This is a genomic window from Terriglobus sp. ADX1 (genome assembly GCF_036877645.1).
Lineage (GTDB): Bacteria > Acidobacteriota > Terriglobia > Terriglobales > Acidobacteriaceae > Terriglobus.
In genome coordinates this window covers 77,121-92,549 of record NZ_JAEDXV010000005.1, presented here as the reverse complement: position 1 = coordinate 92,549, position 15,429 = coordinate 77,121, and the positions used below count along the sequence as shown (strand labels likewise).

General features: G+C 58.3%; 14 protein-coding genes and 1 pseudogene. 8 read left to right on the top strand and 7 right to left on the bottom strand.

Features of this window, described 5'->3' with window-relative positions; translation table 11 throughout:
* The first annotated feature begins 41 nt into the window (after positions 1-41).
* On the top strand, positions 42-605 hold the full coding sequence (gene rsmD / locus JAO32_RS05175) for a 16S rRNA (guanine(966)-N(2))-methyltransferase RsmD (protein ID WP_334238188.1): 564 nt from the start codon (positions 42-44) through the stop codon (positions 603-605).
* Here rsmD and JAO32_RS05170 read toward each other — a convergent pair.
* Together JAO32_RS05170 and thiL are read right to left on the bottom strand one after the other, a co-directional pair.
* Positions 602-1,171, bottom strand: a complete 570-nt coding sequence (locus JAO32_RS05170; RefSeq protein WP_334238186.1) for a hypothetical protein — start codon at positions 1,169-1,171, stop codon at positions 602-604. The genes rsmD and JAO32_RS05170 overlap by 4 nt on opposite strands.
* Complete coding sequence (gene thiL, locus JAO32_RS05165; protein WP_334238184.1) at positions 1,168-2,142, bottom strand: thiamine-phosphate kinase; 975 nt, start codon at positions 2,140-2,142, stop codon at positions 1,168-1,170. Before thiL ends, JAO32_RS05170 begins: the two co-directional genes overlap by 4 nt.
* 229 nt (positions 2,143-2,371) lie before the next feature.
* On the opposite strand from thiL, the gene JAO32_RS05160 reads away from it, so the two are divergent.
* Positions 2,372-3,376 carry a M23 family metallopeptidase gene (locus JAO32_RS05160; protein ID WP_334238181.1) on the top strand — a complete coding sequence of 335 codons (1,005 nt, stop codon included), beginning with the start codon at positions 2,372-2,374 and terminating at the stop codon, positions 3,374-3,376.
* A 71-nt stretch (positions 3,377-3,447) separates the two neighbouring features.
* Here the strand turns inward: JAO32_RS05160 and JAO32_RS05155 are convergent, their stop codons facing one another.
* Positions 3,448-3,927 carry a hypothetical protein gene (locus JAO32_RS05155; RefSeq protein ID WP_334238179.1) on the bottom strand — a complete coding sequence of 160 codons (480 nt, stop codon included), beginning with the start codon at positions 3,925-3,927 and terminating at the stop codon, positions 3,448-3,450.
* 125 nt (positions 3,928-4,052) lie between these two features.
* Positions 4,053-4,952 carry a ferritin-like domain-containing protein gene (locus JAO32_RS05150; RefSeq protein ID WP_334238176.1) on the bottom strand — a complete coding sequence of 300 codons (900 nt, stop codon included), beginning with the start codon at positions 4,950-4,952 and terminating at the stop codon, positions 4,053-4,055.
* 261 nt (positions 4,953-5,213) lie between these two features.
* On the opposite strand from JAO32_RS05150, the gene JAO32_RS05145 reads away from it, so the two are divergent.
* The 5 genes from JAO32_RS05145 (at position 5,214) to JAO32_RS05125 (ending at position 10,310) form a co-directional block, all read left to right on the top strand.
* Positions 5,214-5,873 (top strand): carbonic anhydrase, encoded by a 660-nt coding sequence (locus JAO32_RS05145; protein ID WP_334238174.1) that lies wholly within the window; start codon positions 5,214-5,216, stop codon positions 5,871-5,873.
* Entirely contained in the window at positions 5,870-6,784 is a 915-nt protein-coding gene (locus JAO32_RS05140) for a bestrophin family protein (RefSeq protein WP_334238172.1), read from the top strand. Before JAO32_RS05145 ends, JAO32_RS05140 begins: the two co-directional genes overlap by 4 nt.
* Before the next feature lie 90 nt (positions 6,785-6,874).
* Entirely contained in the window at positions 6,875-7,279 is a 405-nt protein-coding gene (locus JAO32_RS05135; RefSeq protein WP_334238170.1) for a BlaI/MecI/CopY family transcriptional regulator, read from the top strand.
* Positions 7,276-9,204 (top strand): M56 family metallopeptidase, encoded by a 1,929-nt coding sequence (locus tag JAO32_RS05130; protein ID WP_334238168.1) that lies wholly within the window; start codon positions 7,276-7,278, stop codon positions 9,202-9,204. The genes JAO32_RS05135 and JAO32_RS05130 overlap by 4 nt, the downstream gene beginning before the upstream one ends.
* Entirely contained in the window at positions 9,201-10,310 is a 1,110-nt protein-coding gene (locus tag JAO32_RS05125; RefSeq protein ID WP_334238166.1) for a hypothetical protein, read from the top strand. The genes JAO32_RS05130 and JAO32_RS05125 overlap by 4 nt, the downstream gene beginning before the upstream one ends.
* 1 nt (position 10,311) lies before the next feature.
* Here the strand turns inward: JAO32_RS05125 and JAO32_RS05120 are convergent, their stop codons facing one another.
* Both JAO32_RS05120 and JAO32_RS05115 read right to left on the bottom strand, forming a co-directional pair.
* Positions 10,312-11,676: an alpha/beta hydrolase family protein gene (locus JAO32_RS05120; protein ID WP_334238164.1), complete on the bottom strand. Its 1,365-nt coding sequence runs from the start codon at positions 11,674-11,676 to the stop codon at positions 10,312-10,314.
* 228 nt (positions 11,677-11,904) lie between these two features.
* A pseudogene (locus JAO32_RS05115) lies at positions 11,905-12,635 on the bottom strand (ABC transporter ATP-binding protein).
* Between the two features lie 71 nt (positions 12,636-12,706).
* On the opposite strand from JAO32_RS05115, the gene mctP reads away from it, so the two are divergent.
* The gene (gene mctP / locus JAO32_RS05110) at positions 12,707-14,218 is read left to right on the top strand and encodes a monocarboxylate uptake permease MctP (protein WP_334238163.1); all 1,512 of its coding nucleotides are present in this window, start codon (positions 12,707-12,709) and stop codon (positions 14,216-14,218) included.
* Here mctP and JAO32_RS05105 read toward each other — a convergent pair.
* Positions 14,208-15,362: an FAD-dependent oxidoreductase gene (locus JAO32_RS05105; protein WP_334238161.1), complete on the bottom strand. Its 1,155-nt coding sequence runs from the start codon at positions 15,360-15,362 to the stop codon at positions 14,208-14,210. The genes mctP and JAO32_RS05105 overlap by 11 nt on opposite strands.
* Positions 15,363-15,429: the final 67 nt, after the last annotated feature.

The window sequence follows — 15,429 nt, the reverse complement described above, 5'->3', positions numbered from 1 at the left end:
ACCGGCTTGGGTGATGCTCGTGGTTTTCATAGAATGGGTTTATGCGTGTGATTGCGGGAACATACCGTTCGCGAGTGTTGGGGGCTCCAAAAGGGTTGGCTACACGGCCTACGAGTGACAGGCTGCGCGAGACTCTTTTCAATGTGATTGCGGCGCGGGTGCCGGATGCCCGGTTTGCCGATCTGTATGCCGGCTCCGGTGCGGTGGGTATTGAGGCGATTTCGCGCGGGGCTGCTGAGGTTTTCTTTGCCGAGAAGAACGCCGCGGCGCTGACGGCGATTCGTGGGAATCTGCGGACGCTGGGCATTGCGGGTGGATTTCAGGTGGAAGCTGGCGGGACTGCGCCATTGCTAAAGCGGCTGTCAGGGAAGCCGCTGGATGTGGTGTTTCTGGATCCGCCGTATGAAGAGGCAGAAGAATATCGCAAGACGCTGACCACGCTCGGCGATGCGGGAAATGAACTGGTGAATACCGATTCGCTGGTGATTGCAGAGCATACGCGCAAGCAGACGTTGCTGGATCGCTATGGTGTTTTGCAACGGACGCGGACGTTGTTGCAGGGTGATGCGGCGCTGAGTTTTTATGCGATGGATACTGCCGATTAAGGGTTGAAGCCGCCGCCCGTCAGGGTTTGTGTGCGCAGGTCGAGTGCGAAGGGGAACTCCTTATCCGATGGCATGTGCCAGCCCTTGCCTCGGAGGATGGTTCCGTCGACGGCGACTTCTGTGACGCCTTCCCAGGTAAGTTTGGGGCTTTGCCACATACCGTCTGCGGTGAGGATGACGGCGTCGTGGAAGCCAATGAGGACAAGCGCCTCTGCCTCTGGTGCGGCGTGGACGCTGACTACGGGACGGATCGGCAGCAGTGCGGTGGATTCGGGTTGGCTGGTGGGGATGCGATAGGCGTATCCACCGGCGATGGCGAGGAGATGATCCGCGTTGGGCGTGGACCACAGGCCGGTGGCGAGGTTCTTATCCGAGAAGCCGAGTGCGCACTGCGCTACGAAGTTCGATTCTTCCGCGGGTTTTACGTTGAGCCAGAGAGCGCCACGGGCTAGCGCGTCTTCTTCTCCCGGAATGGCCAGCGGAAAGACGAAGTGGCGCGTGGGCATGATCATGGGCGGACCGTTGAGGATTGTTGCCTGCCAGCTGTGGGGGAAGTGGTCGGTCATAGTGAGTGCTCCCATCCAGCGGGCTGTAGCCGTTCTGGTTTGCCGTTGTTGCGCAGTGTGATGTCTTTGCCGCGGACGATTTCGCCGATGCGGGTGATTGGAGTGCCGCTGATGCTGCGTGGGATTTTGCTGCTGGCGGGCGCGGTGAACAGAAGCTGGTAATCCTCGCCGCCGTGCAAGGCCTGCTGCAATGCGTCTCCTTTGCTGTTCAGAAGCGGGTGCAGTGGCAGCGATTCTGCATCGATGATGGCGCCTACGCGGGACTCTTCGCAGAGATGCGTCAGGTCGGTAGAAAGACCGTCGCTGATGTCGATGGCTGCGGACGCCAGGCCGCGGAGCCGGTGGCCAATGCGGAGCTGGGGCTGCGGGTAAAGGTGCGGGTGGTCGCCGGTGGGGTTGGCGCTGCGGAAGCGTCGGGGAGTCTGCGCCAGCGCGGCCAATTCTGCGGATGCTCCTCCGAGGTAGCCAGTGACGTACAGGATGTCTCCAGGGCGCGCCTTGCTACGGCGGAGTTCTGTGCCTGCCGGTACGGAGCCGAGCAGAACCATGTCCGCGAGGATGGCGTCGCCGGGAGCGGTGGAGGTGTCGCCGCCTGCAAGGGGTGTTTTGGTTTGTTTCGCCAGATGAAGCAAGCCACCCAGAAAGTCGTCGAGCCACTTGCGGTTTGCGGCGCGGCGAGTGAAGCCAGCGGGCAGAGCCAGAGACAGGAAGGCAGCCATGGGGTGTGCGCCCATCGCGGCGAGGTCGCTCAGACCTCGGGCCAGGCAGCGGTGCCCGGCTGAGGCGGCGGGGTGCCAGTCGCGGTGAAAGTGGCGGCCTTCCAGGGAAAAGTCAGTGGTTACAAGGACATCGTGGCCTTTGGGAGGGCGTAGAACGGCGCAGTCATCCCCGATTCCGAGGCGGACCGTGCCGCCGGGGCGTCCGGCGCGACTGCGAAGATTACGGATGAATTGGAGTTCGCCGCTGGCCACGTCATTCAGGATACCGGCGAAAAAGTTCGTCTTTCTGCAAAGGCGGCGCGTATTTATTAGTGTCGGGAAAGAATTCGCAGAACTCTCACCGTGGACGAGGCAACCCGTGTTTACCAGACAGCTTCCCGACGGGTAAACTTGAAGAGTCGGAACGATCTGGTAACTCGCATTTCTGAATCAAGATCGGCGAATCGCATTTTCGCTTCTTGGTTCGCAGGATGAGCTTGGTTTGAAGAAGAGTTTTTACGTAGTACTGGTTTCACGCGAGGAAGACGGATCGTTGCGCAGGGTTCCTGTGCCGCTGAAGTTTGCCTGGATGTTTGCTGGCGCGGCGGTGGTGGGCCTGTTCACGATCGCTGGTCTGGCTGGATCGTATTCGCGTATGTTATTGAAAACGGAGCGTTTTAATCAGCTTCGGCAGGAACACAATACACTTCTTGGCGATTACGCGAAGCTACAGAAGCGTGAGCATGAGAAGGAAGTCCAGGCGGCGTCGTTGGGCGCGCTTGCCAGCGAGGTTTCCGCGCTGTACGGCCTGACCGCGAAGGGCATTGCCAGCAGCACGCAGGGCGTGTTCGGGCGTGGCCGCAAGTCTGCCGGAACCGAAACTGCCACTATCGCGGCACCGGAATCGACCTCAGCAGAGAACGGTTTCAGCAATGCGAACTATTACAAGTCGCTGCAGACGTTCTATTCGTTGCGGAACACGGCAATGGATGGTTCCATGTCGCGTGCGATTTCGAATAGCTTTAATCCTTCTGGTTTGGGGAGTTTCGGTATCGGAGCGAATTTGACCGGTGCCAATCTTCCTACGCTGTGGCCTGTGCTGGGTTCCATCACGTCTCCCTTTGGCGGACGGCAGGATCCGATCCTTGGCAATGGTGAAGGTGAGTTCCACAAGGGCGTGGATATCTCTGCACCATACGGCACTCCTATCCGCGCGACGGCCGATGGCGTGGTGCAGATGGCTGGCTTGGGGAACGGTTATGGCCGCGAGGTGGTGATTAACCACGGTGGCGGCGTAGAGACGACCTATGCGCACATGTCCGGCTTCCATGTTTCGGCGGGTGAGCAGGTGGTGCGCGGACAGATTATCGGTTATGTGGGCACCAGCGGCCGTTCGACCGGCGCGCATGTTCATTACGAGGTGCGTCTGCGCAATGTGCCAGTGAACCCGCACAATTATCTACGGATTGCAGCAAGCGAAATCGGCAGCGAGGTCGCCAGCAAGTAACGCCGCATCCTAAAGAAAAAAGAAAGGCCGCTCACTGAGCGGCCTTTCTTCATTTGTGCCCCGAAGATCTTTTAGCGGACGCCGACGGGGCGGTCGTTGTTCCATTCGTCAGCGACGACGCCGATAGAGTTCAGCGTGTCCATGGCTTTTTCCATGTTGATGCGAAGCTGGCGACGGGCGACTTCCGGTGCGTCATGCGCTTCTTCAATGGCAACGACGCGACCGTAAGGCCACGCTTCCTTGGGAATCGCGTTGAGCGCTTCCGCCAGATTTGAGGGGTCAATGTTCAGGATTTGGCGACGTGCCGCCTCAGGGCGCAGCATGGTGCCCTTGCCCAGATCGCTGGGGTTGGCATCCGGCATGAGCACGTGGAGGGTGATCATTTTTTCCTGCACGGTGAGCGAAGGGTTCTGCCAGCCGGAGATGGAGCTTACGGACATGTACAGAGTCTTTGACGGCGGCGGAATCTGGGCCAGATCGCGGCGTGCATCGTTTACTTGTGCTGCGGCTTCACGGCTGCTTCCGCTGCGGAAGCGGGTCTGCTCTGGCAACCGGTCAGAGGGATGAGGGCAACGGCAGAGAGGAGAAGAAGGGCGGAGGTACGCACGTCTCCAAGAATAGCAACGCAGGCCGCATAGATTGCAGCAGAATGTGGGCTGTACTGCCGTTTTTTTGGTTACACGGTAGTGATGTTGCCATTTACACCGTTGGGGAAGAATGCGCCTTTGGCGGTTCCGGTGGAGGTGTTGTTGTACAGAATGGCCAGTGTCTGCGAGGTGGATCGCTGGTAGGCGAAGCCGTTGAAGGTGTTGGTCTGGCCGGGAACGCCGTTGGCCGCTGTGTCAAAGAAGCCGCCATTCGCCGTTGTGGGGCCTTGCTGGGCGAGCGCAACGGTGCCGGGATCGCCCGGTTTGATGTCATAGCCGTCTGCCGGGACATAACCGGGAAGGCTGCTGGGGTAGCCGGAGTTCTGTTGGATAGCGATGAGGCGAAGTGCGCCGGCATGGAAGCCTTCCGCGGCCAGCATTTGGGCCAACGCGGTGGCGTTGTTGCTGCTGAGTTTGGCCATGATGCCCGCATAAGCCGTGACCCCGACATCTTCCAGCAGCCGTGCAATAGGGATGATGTTGGAGGCATTGATGGCAGTAATGGCAGAAAGATTGAGTTGGGGGCGCGCGATGGCCAGGCCGCTGCCGACCGCGGTTCGCAGCGCAGAGACATGTGAAATCTCATCAAAATAAACTTCAGCGAAGAGGTCGGCGATCTGCTGGTTCGGGAAGGTTAACTGCCCCGGGGCACCTGTAGGGGCGGGGCCTCCACCGGTCAGGGAGCTATCCAGATCTTTACCGGTGACGACGTAGGAATAGATCGTGGCCTGCAGATACTCAATGTTCAGGGCGAAGTTCAGCGTGTCAATTTCCGGTTGCGTTGCGGCATCGACGTAGGGCGTGGGGTCGCCGCATCCGACGGTGATTGCTGCGGTGCCTGCAATGCTTGCGCAACTCAGAAAACGACGTCGGCTCAGAAGGTTTTCTGTCATGTTCTTCTTTATGCCGGATGCTGAAACGTCTGCCATGTTGCCATTGTCTCCTTACAGCGTGGCTGCGAAAAGTTCGTATCGCCATTCCTTCCCATTTCGTGAAAGGATAAGCCCCAGCCGTTGCGCACTTAGAGCGCAAAACAAGGTGAAGCGTTGCAACAAAACCGTGTGCTTTCATGAGAAAAGCATCGTCGTCCGGTAAGCGCACAGCGACCGCTGTCTGAAAGCATTTTTTGCTTCCGATGAGAGAAGTCATGCGTACTTACACACTGGATACTTTCCGCAGGAGATGGATGAATGGCCAAGAGCAATGAAACCCTGGAGAAGCTGAAGCACGGAATTCTACAGTTTCAAAGTGAGGTGTACCCGGCACGCCGCGAAGAGTACGAATACGCAGCCACACACCCGCAGAAGCCCCATACGCTGCTGATCACATGCGCGGATTCACGCATTGATCCGGAAGCACTGACGAATAGTCGCCCTGGTGAAATTTTCGTCGCCCGTAATGTCGGCAACATGGTGCCTTCCTATGGCGAGATGATGGGTGGTGTATCTGCCGTGATTGAGTATGCGGTGGATGCGCTGAAGGTGAGTCATGCTGTGGTTTGCGGTCATACGGATTGCGGCGCGATGAAGGGCATTCTTGCTGGCGAAGGCGCGCTGGATGCTTTGCCTACGGTGAAGAGCTGGCTTCGCAATGCAGACGCCGCAAAGCGTGTGGCGCAGACGGTGGACGGTGAGAAACCCTCGTTGCCTACGATGACAGAACAAAATGTGTTGCTGCAGTTGCAGCATCTGCGTACGCATCCTTCCGTGGCAGGAGCCATCGCTCGCGGCGACCTGACGCTTTCTGGTTGGGTGTACGACATTGGTCACGGTGACGTGCGTATCTATGACGAAGCGGCGAACCGCTTTCTGTCAGTTCGCGAATCCGTAGCCCAGGAGGCCACTGCTTGATCGTTCCTCACGCGCCGCAGCTTCGAAGACTGCTGGAATATGTGGGCATGCCGCTTCTTGTGTTGTTTCTATGGGACGGTGCCATTGTTCTGCTGTACAAGGTTGCGCATTGGGACTGGCTGGCGTTGCCACATATTCCTCTGGCATTGTTCGGATCGTCGATTGGTCTGATTGTTGCTTTCCGAAACAACAGCAGCTATGGACGATGGTGGGAGGCGCGCACCATCTGGGGCGGCATTGTGAACAACTCAAGAGCGTGGGCGCGTCAAGTGCTCACGGCCATTGCTCCGCAGAAGGCGGCGGAGCAAGAGGCGGTTCGTGCGATGCAGGTGCGGATGATATATCTGCAGATTGCGTGGGTCCATGCTCTGCGACAGCAGTTGCGCGGTTTGCCCCCGCTCGATGAGCTGCACAGTCTTCTGACAGAAGATGACTTGATGATGCTGAAGGAGCAGAAGAATGTCGCCTTCACACTCCAGTTGTGGCAAGGTGATCTGGCGCGGAAGGCTTTGGAGAACGATTGGGTTGACAGTCTGCAGTGGTCGTCTCTGGACGGTACGCTGAATGATCTGATCGATTTCCAGGGTGCTTCGGAGCGCATCAAGAACACACCCATGCCGAAGCAGTACGACTTCTATCCGCAGTTGTTCGTGAAAATCTACTGTCTTCTGCTTCCGTTGGGACTGGTACAGAACATGGGCTGGTTTACACCGCTGGGTTCCACGTTGGTGGGATTTATCTTCATTGCGCTGGATAAGATTGGGCGCGATCTGGAAGATCCTTTTGACAACACGATCTACGATATTCCGCTCACAGCCATGTGCCGGACGATCGAAATCAACCTGCGGCAGTCTCTGGGCGAGCGTTCTTTGCCTGCGGCAGCGGAACCGGTTCACGGCGTGCTCTGGTAGTACGGGCACGTTACTCCTAAACTTTTAGTTGACACACGGCGGCGGACAGGCGCATTCTTACTCCTAAAGATTTAGGAGGAACGAAAGCGAATGTCCGCCGCCGCTTCTGATAAGACCGCACTCACGCCGCTGGAACTGGAAATTATGCAGGTGCTGTGGAACCAGGGTCCCAGCACTGCCGCGGAGATTGTTCCTCTGTTGAACGGCAACCTGGCCTACAACACCGTTGGAACGATGCTGCAGGTGTTGTTGCGTAAGGGGCGAGTAAAACGCACTGCTGAGGGGCGTGCGTATCGCTATCGTGCAACGGTGAGCCGTGAACGTGCTGCGGGATCGGCGATTGGCGATCTGTTGAAGCGCATGTTTGCAGGCGACGCGCAGGCCATGCTGCTGGCGATGGTGGATGCCGGGCATGTGGATGCGGAGGATCTGCAGCGTGCACGCAAGGCGTTGCAGGCTGCGGAACGCGAAGACGCGAAAGAGGCGCGGGGATGAGCGCGCCCGGTCTGTTTGACCAGGTGATTGCCGCCTTTGCGTTGCATGCTGTGTGGCAGGTTCCGCTGTTGGCATGTGCAACGTGGTTGGCGGTGCGAGTGGGGCAACCGAAGATTCGTTTCGCCCATGCACTGTGGGTGATGACGTTGCTGCTGTGTGTTGTCGCACCACTGTTGTCGACGTGGCAGGGATATCGTGTGGCACGCGCGCAGATGCAAGTGGATGCGGTTTCCATTAGCTATCCCAACGATGATGCAGCGCACAATGTTCCAGCCATGCAGCGTGAATCGTTCTGGTTGCGCATGGTTCACAAGCATTTCAATTCTGTGGATGGTGTACGGCCTTTTGCGTTTGCGCTGCCGCCGCATGTGGCGCGTGCCATTAGTGCGACGTATGTGCTGCTGCTTGTGTTGGCTTGTCTGCGATTTGGCATGGCATGGCGACGTGCACGGCGGCTGGTACATGCAGCGTCAGCGGATGTTCCGCAACGGTTTGTTCGGGCCATGCAGATGCAGTGTGAAGTGATGGATTGTCCCATACCGCAGGTTGCGATGAGCGATGAGATTGCGGGGCCGCTGCTGGCAGGTGTGGTGCAGCCAACATTGTTGTTGCCTGCCCATTCTGCAAACGAACTCAGCGATGAGGAAGTGGAAGCGGTATTGGCGCACGAACTTTCGCACCTCTGTCGCCGCGATCCTCTCTGGCATACCGTGTCTTCCGTGCTGTTATTGCCGGTGCAGTTTCATCCTGTGGCGAACTGGATCGCGTCGCGCATTCGGCAAACGCGTGAGATGGCCTGCGATGCAGAAGCGGTGGCGTGGATGGGATCATGGTCGCGCTACGCGGATGCTTTGTTGTGTGTGGCGGAGCGGATGTCATTTGCTACGACCCTCACAAGAGGCGTGGGGCTGGGACTTTTCGATATGGAACAGACGTATGCAGCAACTGCTCGCGACAGTTGGCTGCGGTCAAAAACAGGGCCTGCGACGGCAGGTCTCGAACTCTTCGACGCCACGGGCGCCATGGAGGAACGTATGAGGTCCATGATGAAGAACAATGAAACGATGAGTCTTCGCAGTCGATGGATGCGCGGACTTGCTGCTGCTGCAATTGCTGCAACAGGAGTAGCAGCAGCGAGCATGATCCAGGTACAGCCTGCATTGGCTGCACCGCAGAAGGACACGACCGTGGAAGCGCAGGCGATGGTCACGGTGAACGATCATGGTCCAGCGCTGGCAAGCGGACATCGCGTGCAGAAGCAACTTCTGGATGCAAGCCGCCGGTTGCATGAAGCGGAGACGAAGGCCGATAAGGATGAAGACCGCAGCAAGATTGCCACTGCGCAGCAGGTGCTACGCATGGCGCAGTCAGAAGTTGCGGAGCAGAGTGCGCCACGCGCAGTAACAGTCCATGTCATTCATGACACACCGTTGATGAGCGGGGACGACGTGAAGGTGCATGTGAGAACGCGAGACGCGGAGCTATCGCAGGCAAAGCTGGATCAGCAGAAGATGCAGCTCGATATGCAGTTGCAGGCGTTGCCGGTGCAGCGTGTTGAACTGGCAAAGACGCAGGTGATGATTGCGAAGCTGGACTCGCCGATGTTAGTGATTACGCCGCAGGAAGGTGAGAAGCCGAGGAAGGTTCCTGCGAATGTAATGGCGGGGAACACGCTGACCAAGGTAACGCCTGTGTATCCGGCTTCTGCGAAGGAAGCAAAGATTCAGGGCGAAGTGGTGCTGCACGCAATCATTGATGAGAACGGCAAGGTGGAACAGATTGCAGTCGTTAGTTCGCCGGATAGCGCATTGTCGAACTCTTCCATCGAGGCGGTTCGTCAGTGGACGTACAAACCGTATCTGCTGAACGGGAAGCCGACGGCGGTGGACACAACCATCAACGTGAACTTCTCGCTGGCACCATGAAGTGTTGTTCTCTCTTAGTGGCGATGGCGGCGGCCTGCATTGCTCTTATGGGATGCAGCGCCGCACATCGAGTGGATGCGCCTTCGATTCATTTGATGGAAGCGGCTGGTTATCCCGTGTTGACTTCTGTTGCAGACACATCACACCAGTTGACGGTGCAGACGACGATTGTGCTGGGCGCTGCTTCCGGTTCCGATTGTTCGATTGCCGGCAAAGTGTTTTCACTGCAGCCGCCAGCTAATGCTGCATCGCAATGGACGATGACGAGTCCGAGCGTGCAGGGATGGCAGGTGGCGGATACAGCATCTCAGCTTCGCACGGAGTGGACCGCGTTTGTCGCACAACTTGCGGAGCGCAGACGTGCAGGATGTTTTCGTGCAGGATGGACAACGGCTTCGTTGCAGCAGGCCATAGCCGATGCCATTCCTGTGCCTGCGGATGAGGCGTTGGTGTTGCGTTATGGATTTAGCGGTGAAGGCATTGCGAATCTGCAGCCAGGCATGGTGTTGCAGGTAGAACGCAGTGTTCTTGGCGAACGCAGGGGGCGTCGCGAGCTGCAATCGTTGCAGGCAGATTATGAAGTGATTGCCGCTGACGATGGTGTGCGGCTGAAGCAGGTGCGTGCGGAGACGCTGCATATGAGAGAACGCCCGGATGAGATTTTCGTCCTGGATAAGCTCACGCAAAGTGCAACGCATCTGCGGCTGCTCTTGCAGAACCTTACACCGGGAACGTCGGTGCAGAGACCTCCTATTTTGCTGATGGGTAACGAAGACGCTGTCTTGCAACGCGTTTCAGCGAGTGTGGAGGCGCATGGCTGTGATGCTGCGAAGAGTGTTGCCGGTGTGGAGTGTCTTACGTTCCGTGAAGCGGTGAGCCTGCTGGTAGCCGTGAAGGTGAATCGCAAGCCAGTGACGTTTGCATTAGGAACAACGCTGGGTGCTGCGTTGGATGCGCAGCGCATTGATCCTGCAACGACGACGCTGCGTCGTTTGTTGAGCAATGGACGCGTGGCTACGGTTATCTTTCCGCAGACGCGAGATGGTGTTTCCCGCATTGTGTTGCAGGGCGGAGATGAGATTGTCGGTACTAAGTTAAGTAAATGAACTAACGTTCCGGGTGCAGGTGCATCTTCAGAAAGTCCACGTAAACGGGCCAGTCGGAGGGCACCATGCCGTGGCCGCCATTGTGCATTTCGTAGCTTAGGTCGTGCAGAATGGGCACGCCTGCAGCAGGTAATACGTCGGTGCCCAGATCCTGCTTTCCGTAAAGACGGTAGACCGGCCCCGCGGCGACGGCGGCGAGGAACTCACCTTTGGGATCGCTCCAGAAGTCGACGTTGCCGGTTTGCAGCAGCAGCGGACGCGGCGCAACGAGTGCCACGAGCATGTTGGCGTCCATCGGTGCAGTGTCAGGAAAGCCTGCGTAGTTGGCCCAGTTTTTGGCGAACTGGTAGGGGTAGCGGCTGGGCGCGGTCATGTGTGCGATGGTTTCGCCATAGTTGCGATGGCTGAGTGCGCCTCCGCCTTCACCGCCACAGCTTGCAATGACAGCAGCGAAGCGTTGGTCGTGCGCGCCCGCCCACAGAGCGGTTTTTCCCAAGCGTGAGATGCCGTGAACGGCGACGCGCTTTGCGTCGATGTCTTTGTCTGTCTCGAAGTAGTCCTGAACACGGCTCATGCCCCATGCCCACGCGGCGATGGAGCCCCACGCGTCACCGGGGCGGTCGTCATTGCTCTTGATGTTCATGGCGCGTACGCCATCGGGAACACCGGCGGGATAGTCGGGATCGATGTCGCCGTAATAGAACGTGGCGATGCCGATGCCTGCGTCAAGGAAGATGTCTGCGTTGAGTTTGCCGAAGGCGCGCGTGGGCATTTCGCGTTTTCCGGTCTTTGGATTCCACACTTCCACGGGACGGATGCCGGGATCATCAAAGGCCATCTGTGGCGCGCCGAAGTTGATGCTGAGCAATACCGGTGTACGCTTCTTCGCGGCGACTTTGTTTGCCGGGAGATATTCGACCAGGTTGATGTGTGGGCCGGTCTTTTCCTTGTTCAGCCAGATCACAACCTGTTTGCGGATGGCCTTGCCGTTGAGGGCAGGTGTGCCTTTGTCGAAGACTTCGAAGTTTTCGCCCACGGGCTTGCCGGGTGCGATGCCGAACTGCTGCGTTTCAAAGATGCGCACGATCTCCGGTCGGCGTTTGGTCTCCCATGTCTTCACGTCGCGGACGGGCGTGCCGTCGGACATCTTTAATGCGTCTGGAAGCGTGTAGGTGCCGACCTTGCTTTCGTCGTAATTGACGGGAATGCCTGCGACGTCTTCCGGCTTGGCCGGTGGCGTGACGGCGGTGGCCGATGGCATGTTGGGGCCAGCTTGCGGTGTTGCCGGAGCGCTTTGTGCGTGTACTGTTGTTGCGGCGAGAAGGATGGCAGCAAGAGGCAGAGAGCGTAGGGAAAGAGAACGCACGGGAGCTCCGATCAACAAGCGTTTGAGTACTGACAAACGTAGGTTCGTAGCTCTATAGGCGTCAAGTGCCAGTGTGAGACATTTGTGTGCGGACGGTAAGAAAGCGGGTTCTTCGACGTCACTTCGTTTCGCTCAGGATGACGGACTTCGTTCACAGGATCGTGCTAAAGCACGATGCCCAGGTTAGCTTCGCGAACCTGGGCACCCACTTTCGATTGATCTTGTTGTTCAGCCTGCGAGCAGGCTGCCGATGAGCGATTTGCGCGATTCACGCGGTGGCGGGGGAGCGTCGTGCAGACGACCATCGCGCACGTAGAGTGTGCGGTCGGCGATGGCTGCGGCTTCCGGGTTGTGCGTGATCATCAGCACGGTCTGGCCAAGCTCCTTGGAGGCGTGGCGCAGCATCTCCAGAACGGTTTCGCTGTTTTCCGTGTCAAGATTGCCGGTGGGTTCGTCAGCCAGGATGATGGCGGGGCGGGTGATGAGTGCGCGTGCAATGGCAACACGCTGCTGTTCACCGCCGGAGAGTTCGCTGGGACGACTGTCCAGGCGATTCTCAATGCGAAGAAGTTCCGCAAGGTGCTGCAGCAGGTTCTGGTCCAACGGCTGACCGTTATCCGCAATGGAGTGCGCCAGTTCTACGTTGCGCGCGCGGTGAGGGTGGGCAGCAGGTTGAAACGCTGGAAGATGAAGCCGATTTTCTGGCCGCGCTTGCGCGTGCGTTCCGCGTCGGAGAGGGAACTGAAGTCCACGCCGTCAATGGTGACGGAGCCGCCGGTGGCGCGTGTGAGGCCACCAAGGAGGTAAAAGAGTGTCGATTTGCCGGAGCCTGAGGGCCCGACGATGGCGACAAACTCGCCGCGATCAATGGTGAAGGTGGCGTCGCGCAGAGCGTGTGTTTCAATCTTTCCGCTGCGATACGTTTTTCCGAGCTGCTGGGCGACGATGATAGGCGGCATACCGCTTTCCAGTCTATCGTGGATGGGCGACAGGCAGGGGTTGCCGCCATTTTGCTACCATTCGCCTATCCATGAATATGGCTCTTGCGGGGAACATGCATCCTGTTGCGCTTGCGGTTTTTTGTGTTGCGTTTGCGCTGGTAACGGTAGCGGGGTTTCTTGCCGCAAAATGGCGTCGCCCGGATGAGGGGCTGCACTCGCTGGAAGAGTGGGGGCTGGGCGGACGTTCTTTCGGCACGCTGATCACCTGGTTTTTGCTTGGCGGCGATGTGTACACGGCCTATACGGTGATCGCGGTTCCGGCGGCGCTCTATGGTGCGGGCGCACTTGGTTTCTTCGCCGTGCCGTACACCATCCTGATTTATCCGTACATGATGCTGGTGCTGCCGAAGCTGTGGACGGTGTGCCACCGCAATGGCTATGTCACGTTTGCGGACTTCGTGAAGGGGCGGTTTGAGTTTCGTCCTCTGACCGTAGCGATTGCGCTTACGGGCATTCTGTCGCTCATGCCGTACATTGCGCTGCAGCTTGTGGGCATGAAGGTGGCCTTGGCAGCGATGGGGTTGCGCGGCGAATGGCCGCTGATTCTCGCGTTTCTGATTCTTGCGTTCTATACCTACTCGGCTGGTCTACGCGCGCCTGCGATTATCGCGGTGGTGAAGGACATCATGCTGTACGTGATGGTGATTGCCGCGGTGATCTGGCTGCCTTCAAAGTTGGGTGGATTTGGGCACATCTTTGCCGTGGCAGCTGCGGAGTTGCCGAAGCATTCGCCACCGGGTGGAACGCTGCTGAAGGCGGGGCAGTATCTGCCATATTCCACGCTGGCAATTGGTTCCGCTCTGGCGCTGATTCTGTATCCGCATACTTCCACGGCGACGTTGTCTTCGTCCGGTCCGCAGACGTTGCGACGGAATGCTGCGCTGCTGCCGGCGTACACATTGATGCTGGGATTGCTCGCGTTGCTGGGGTATGTGGCGCTGGCGGCAGGTGTGAAGGCGGCGGATAAGTCGGAAGTGATTCCGCTGTTGTTCCTGAATGGGTTTCCGGAGTGGTTTGCGGGATTCTGCCTGGCGGCTGTGGCGATTGGCGCGCTGGTGCCTGCGGCGATCATGAGTATTGCTGCGGCGAATCTATTCACGCGCAATCTGTGGGGCGAGTTTGTGAAGACGCCGTTGACTGCACAGAAAGAAGCAGCGCAGGCTAAGATCGTGTCGCTGATTGTGAAGTTTGGTGCACTGGCATTCGTGTTGGAGACGCCGGGGTCCTACGCGATTGAGATGCAGTTGCTGGGCGGCATCTGGATTACGCAGTTGTTTCCCGCAGTGGTGTGCGGCGCGTTTGTGAAGCGTCGCGCGTTGCATCCGTGGGCGGTGTTTGCAGGGTGGCTCGCGGGTATGGTGTGGGGATCAGGGATGGCGATTGCGCTGGAGTTCAAGGGCAGTGGCGTGTATCCGCTGCATGTCTTCGGGCAGACGTGGAGCATGTATGCTGCGATTCCTGCGCTGGTGTTGAATCTGGTCATCAGCTTTGGGTTGTCGCCCGTGTTCGCGAAGGTGCGGCCGATTGCGCTTACCGCGTAAGACTGCCGTCGACTGCCGACTGATAGCTCATAAATAAATCCACGACACTCTGTGGTGAGTTTTCGTTGAAGAAGAGTTTCAGGTTGCGGTCAGCCTCTGCTGCGGCAGATGCGCTACGGGGAAACATTGCAGTTTCATATTCCAGCAGTGCTGCCTCGGTGTCTCCGGAATGCGAGACGATGGCTTTGGCAAGTTCTGCGCCGTCGTACATCGCGAGGTTTGCTCCTTCCCCTGCAAAGGGCGACATCAGGTGCGCGGCGTCGCCGAGCAGAGTGACGCCAGCAATGCGGCTCCATCTGTGTTCCGTGGGAAGCGCGTAGACAGGGCGAAGGATGGGATAAGTTTCTGTAGCCGTGAGGAGTGCTGTCAATGCAGGAGCCCAGCCTTTGAACTCTGCAGCAACGCGCTCCACTGTTGAGATTGGATCGGAAAGATCGATGCTGTCGAGCCATGCCTGCGGCTTGTTCAGTGCCACATAGGCGTGCAGCGTGTCCTTGCCTTCACAGTGCGCCATGATGCCTTTCCCCGGCGCAAGCGCCATCATGGTGCCGCTGCCTACCACTTTTGCGCTTGCGGGATGACGAGTCTGGCCATTGAAGAGGAAGGTCTCGATGAACGATGTGCCCAGATACTGCGGCTTCTCCTGAGAGAGCAGTGGTCGAACCCTGGACCATGCACCGTCAGCGCCGATGAGCAGATCGGTGGTGATGGTTGTGCCGTTGGCAAAGGTGACACAGTGTTTACCATCGCCGAGCGAAGACGCTATTACAACCTTGTGGCCCCAGTGGATGGTATCCGCCGGAAGTGATTCCAGAAGAATGCGGCGAAGTTCGCCACGAGGTACTTCGGGACGTCCGCCGTTGCCTTTGTCCGGCTGATAGAGGAGGACATTGGCGTCCTTATCCAGAACGTACTGCGATTCCGCCTCGGCCTGAATGAGGCTACGGAATTCTTCAAAGAGTCCGGCGTCCCTGAGTGCAAGCTGTCCGTTGTAATCATGGATGTCAAGCAGCCCGCCCTGACCGCGAGCTTCCGCTGAGGCTTCCGCCTCAAAGACGGTTGCCGCAATGCCGTGAAGGTGCAGGACGCGAGCGAGTGTCAGACCACCGAGGCCGCCGCCAATGATTGCGATGGGAGTGTGCATCTCCGGTTTCTCCTGGGCTCCAACGCTCTTGTAGAGCTTATGGAACATCATTCCATAAGTATGGAGC

What these genes read in the sequence shown, in the direction of transcription:
- rsmD (WP_334238188.1), top strand. Translation starts at nt 42, where the DNA reads ATGCGTGTGATTGCGGGAACATACCGTTCGCGAGTGTTGGGGGCTCCA.
- JAO32_RS05170 (WP_334238186.1), bottom strand. Translation starts at nt 1,171, where the DNA reads ATGACCGACCACTTCCCCCACAGCTGGCAGGCAACAATCCTCAACGGT.
- JAO32_RS05150 (WP_334238176.1), bottom strand. Translation starts at nt 4,952, where the DNA reads ATGGCAGACGTTTCAGCATCCGGCATAAAGAAGAACATGACAGAAAAC.
- JAO32_RS05145 (WP_334238174.1), top strand. Translation starts at nt 5,214, where the DNA reads ATGGCCAAGAGCAATGAAACCCTGGAGAAGCTGAAGCACGGAATTCTA.
- JAO32_RS05135 (WP_334238170.1), top strand. Translation starts at nt 6,875, where the DNA reads ATGTCCGCCGCCGCTTCTGATAAGACCGCACTCACGCCGCTGGAACTG.
- JAO32_RS05130 (WP_334238168.1), top strand. Translation starts at nt 7,276, where the DNA reads ATGAGCGCGCCCGGTCTGTTTGACCAGGTGATTGCCGCCTTTGCGTTG.
- JAO32_RS05125 (WP_334238166.1), top strand. Translation starts at nt 9,201, where the DNA reads ATGAAGTGTTGTTCTCTCTTAGTGGCGATGGCGGCGGCCTGCATTGCT.
- mctP (WP_334238163.1), top strand. Translation starts at nt 12,707, where the DNA reads ATGAATATGGCTCTTGCGGGGAACATGCATCCTGTTGCGCTTGCGGTT.
- JAO32_RS05105 (WP_334238161.1), bottom strand. Translation starts at nt 15,362, where the DNA reads ATGCACACTCCCATCGCAATCATTGGCGGCGGCCTCGGTGGTCTGACA.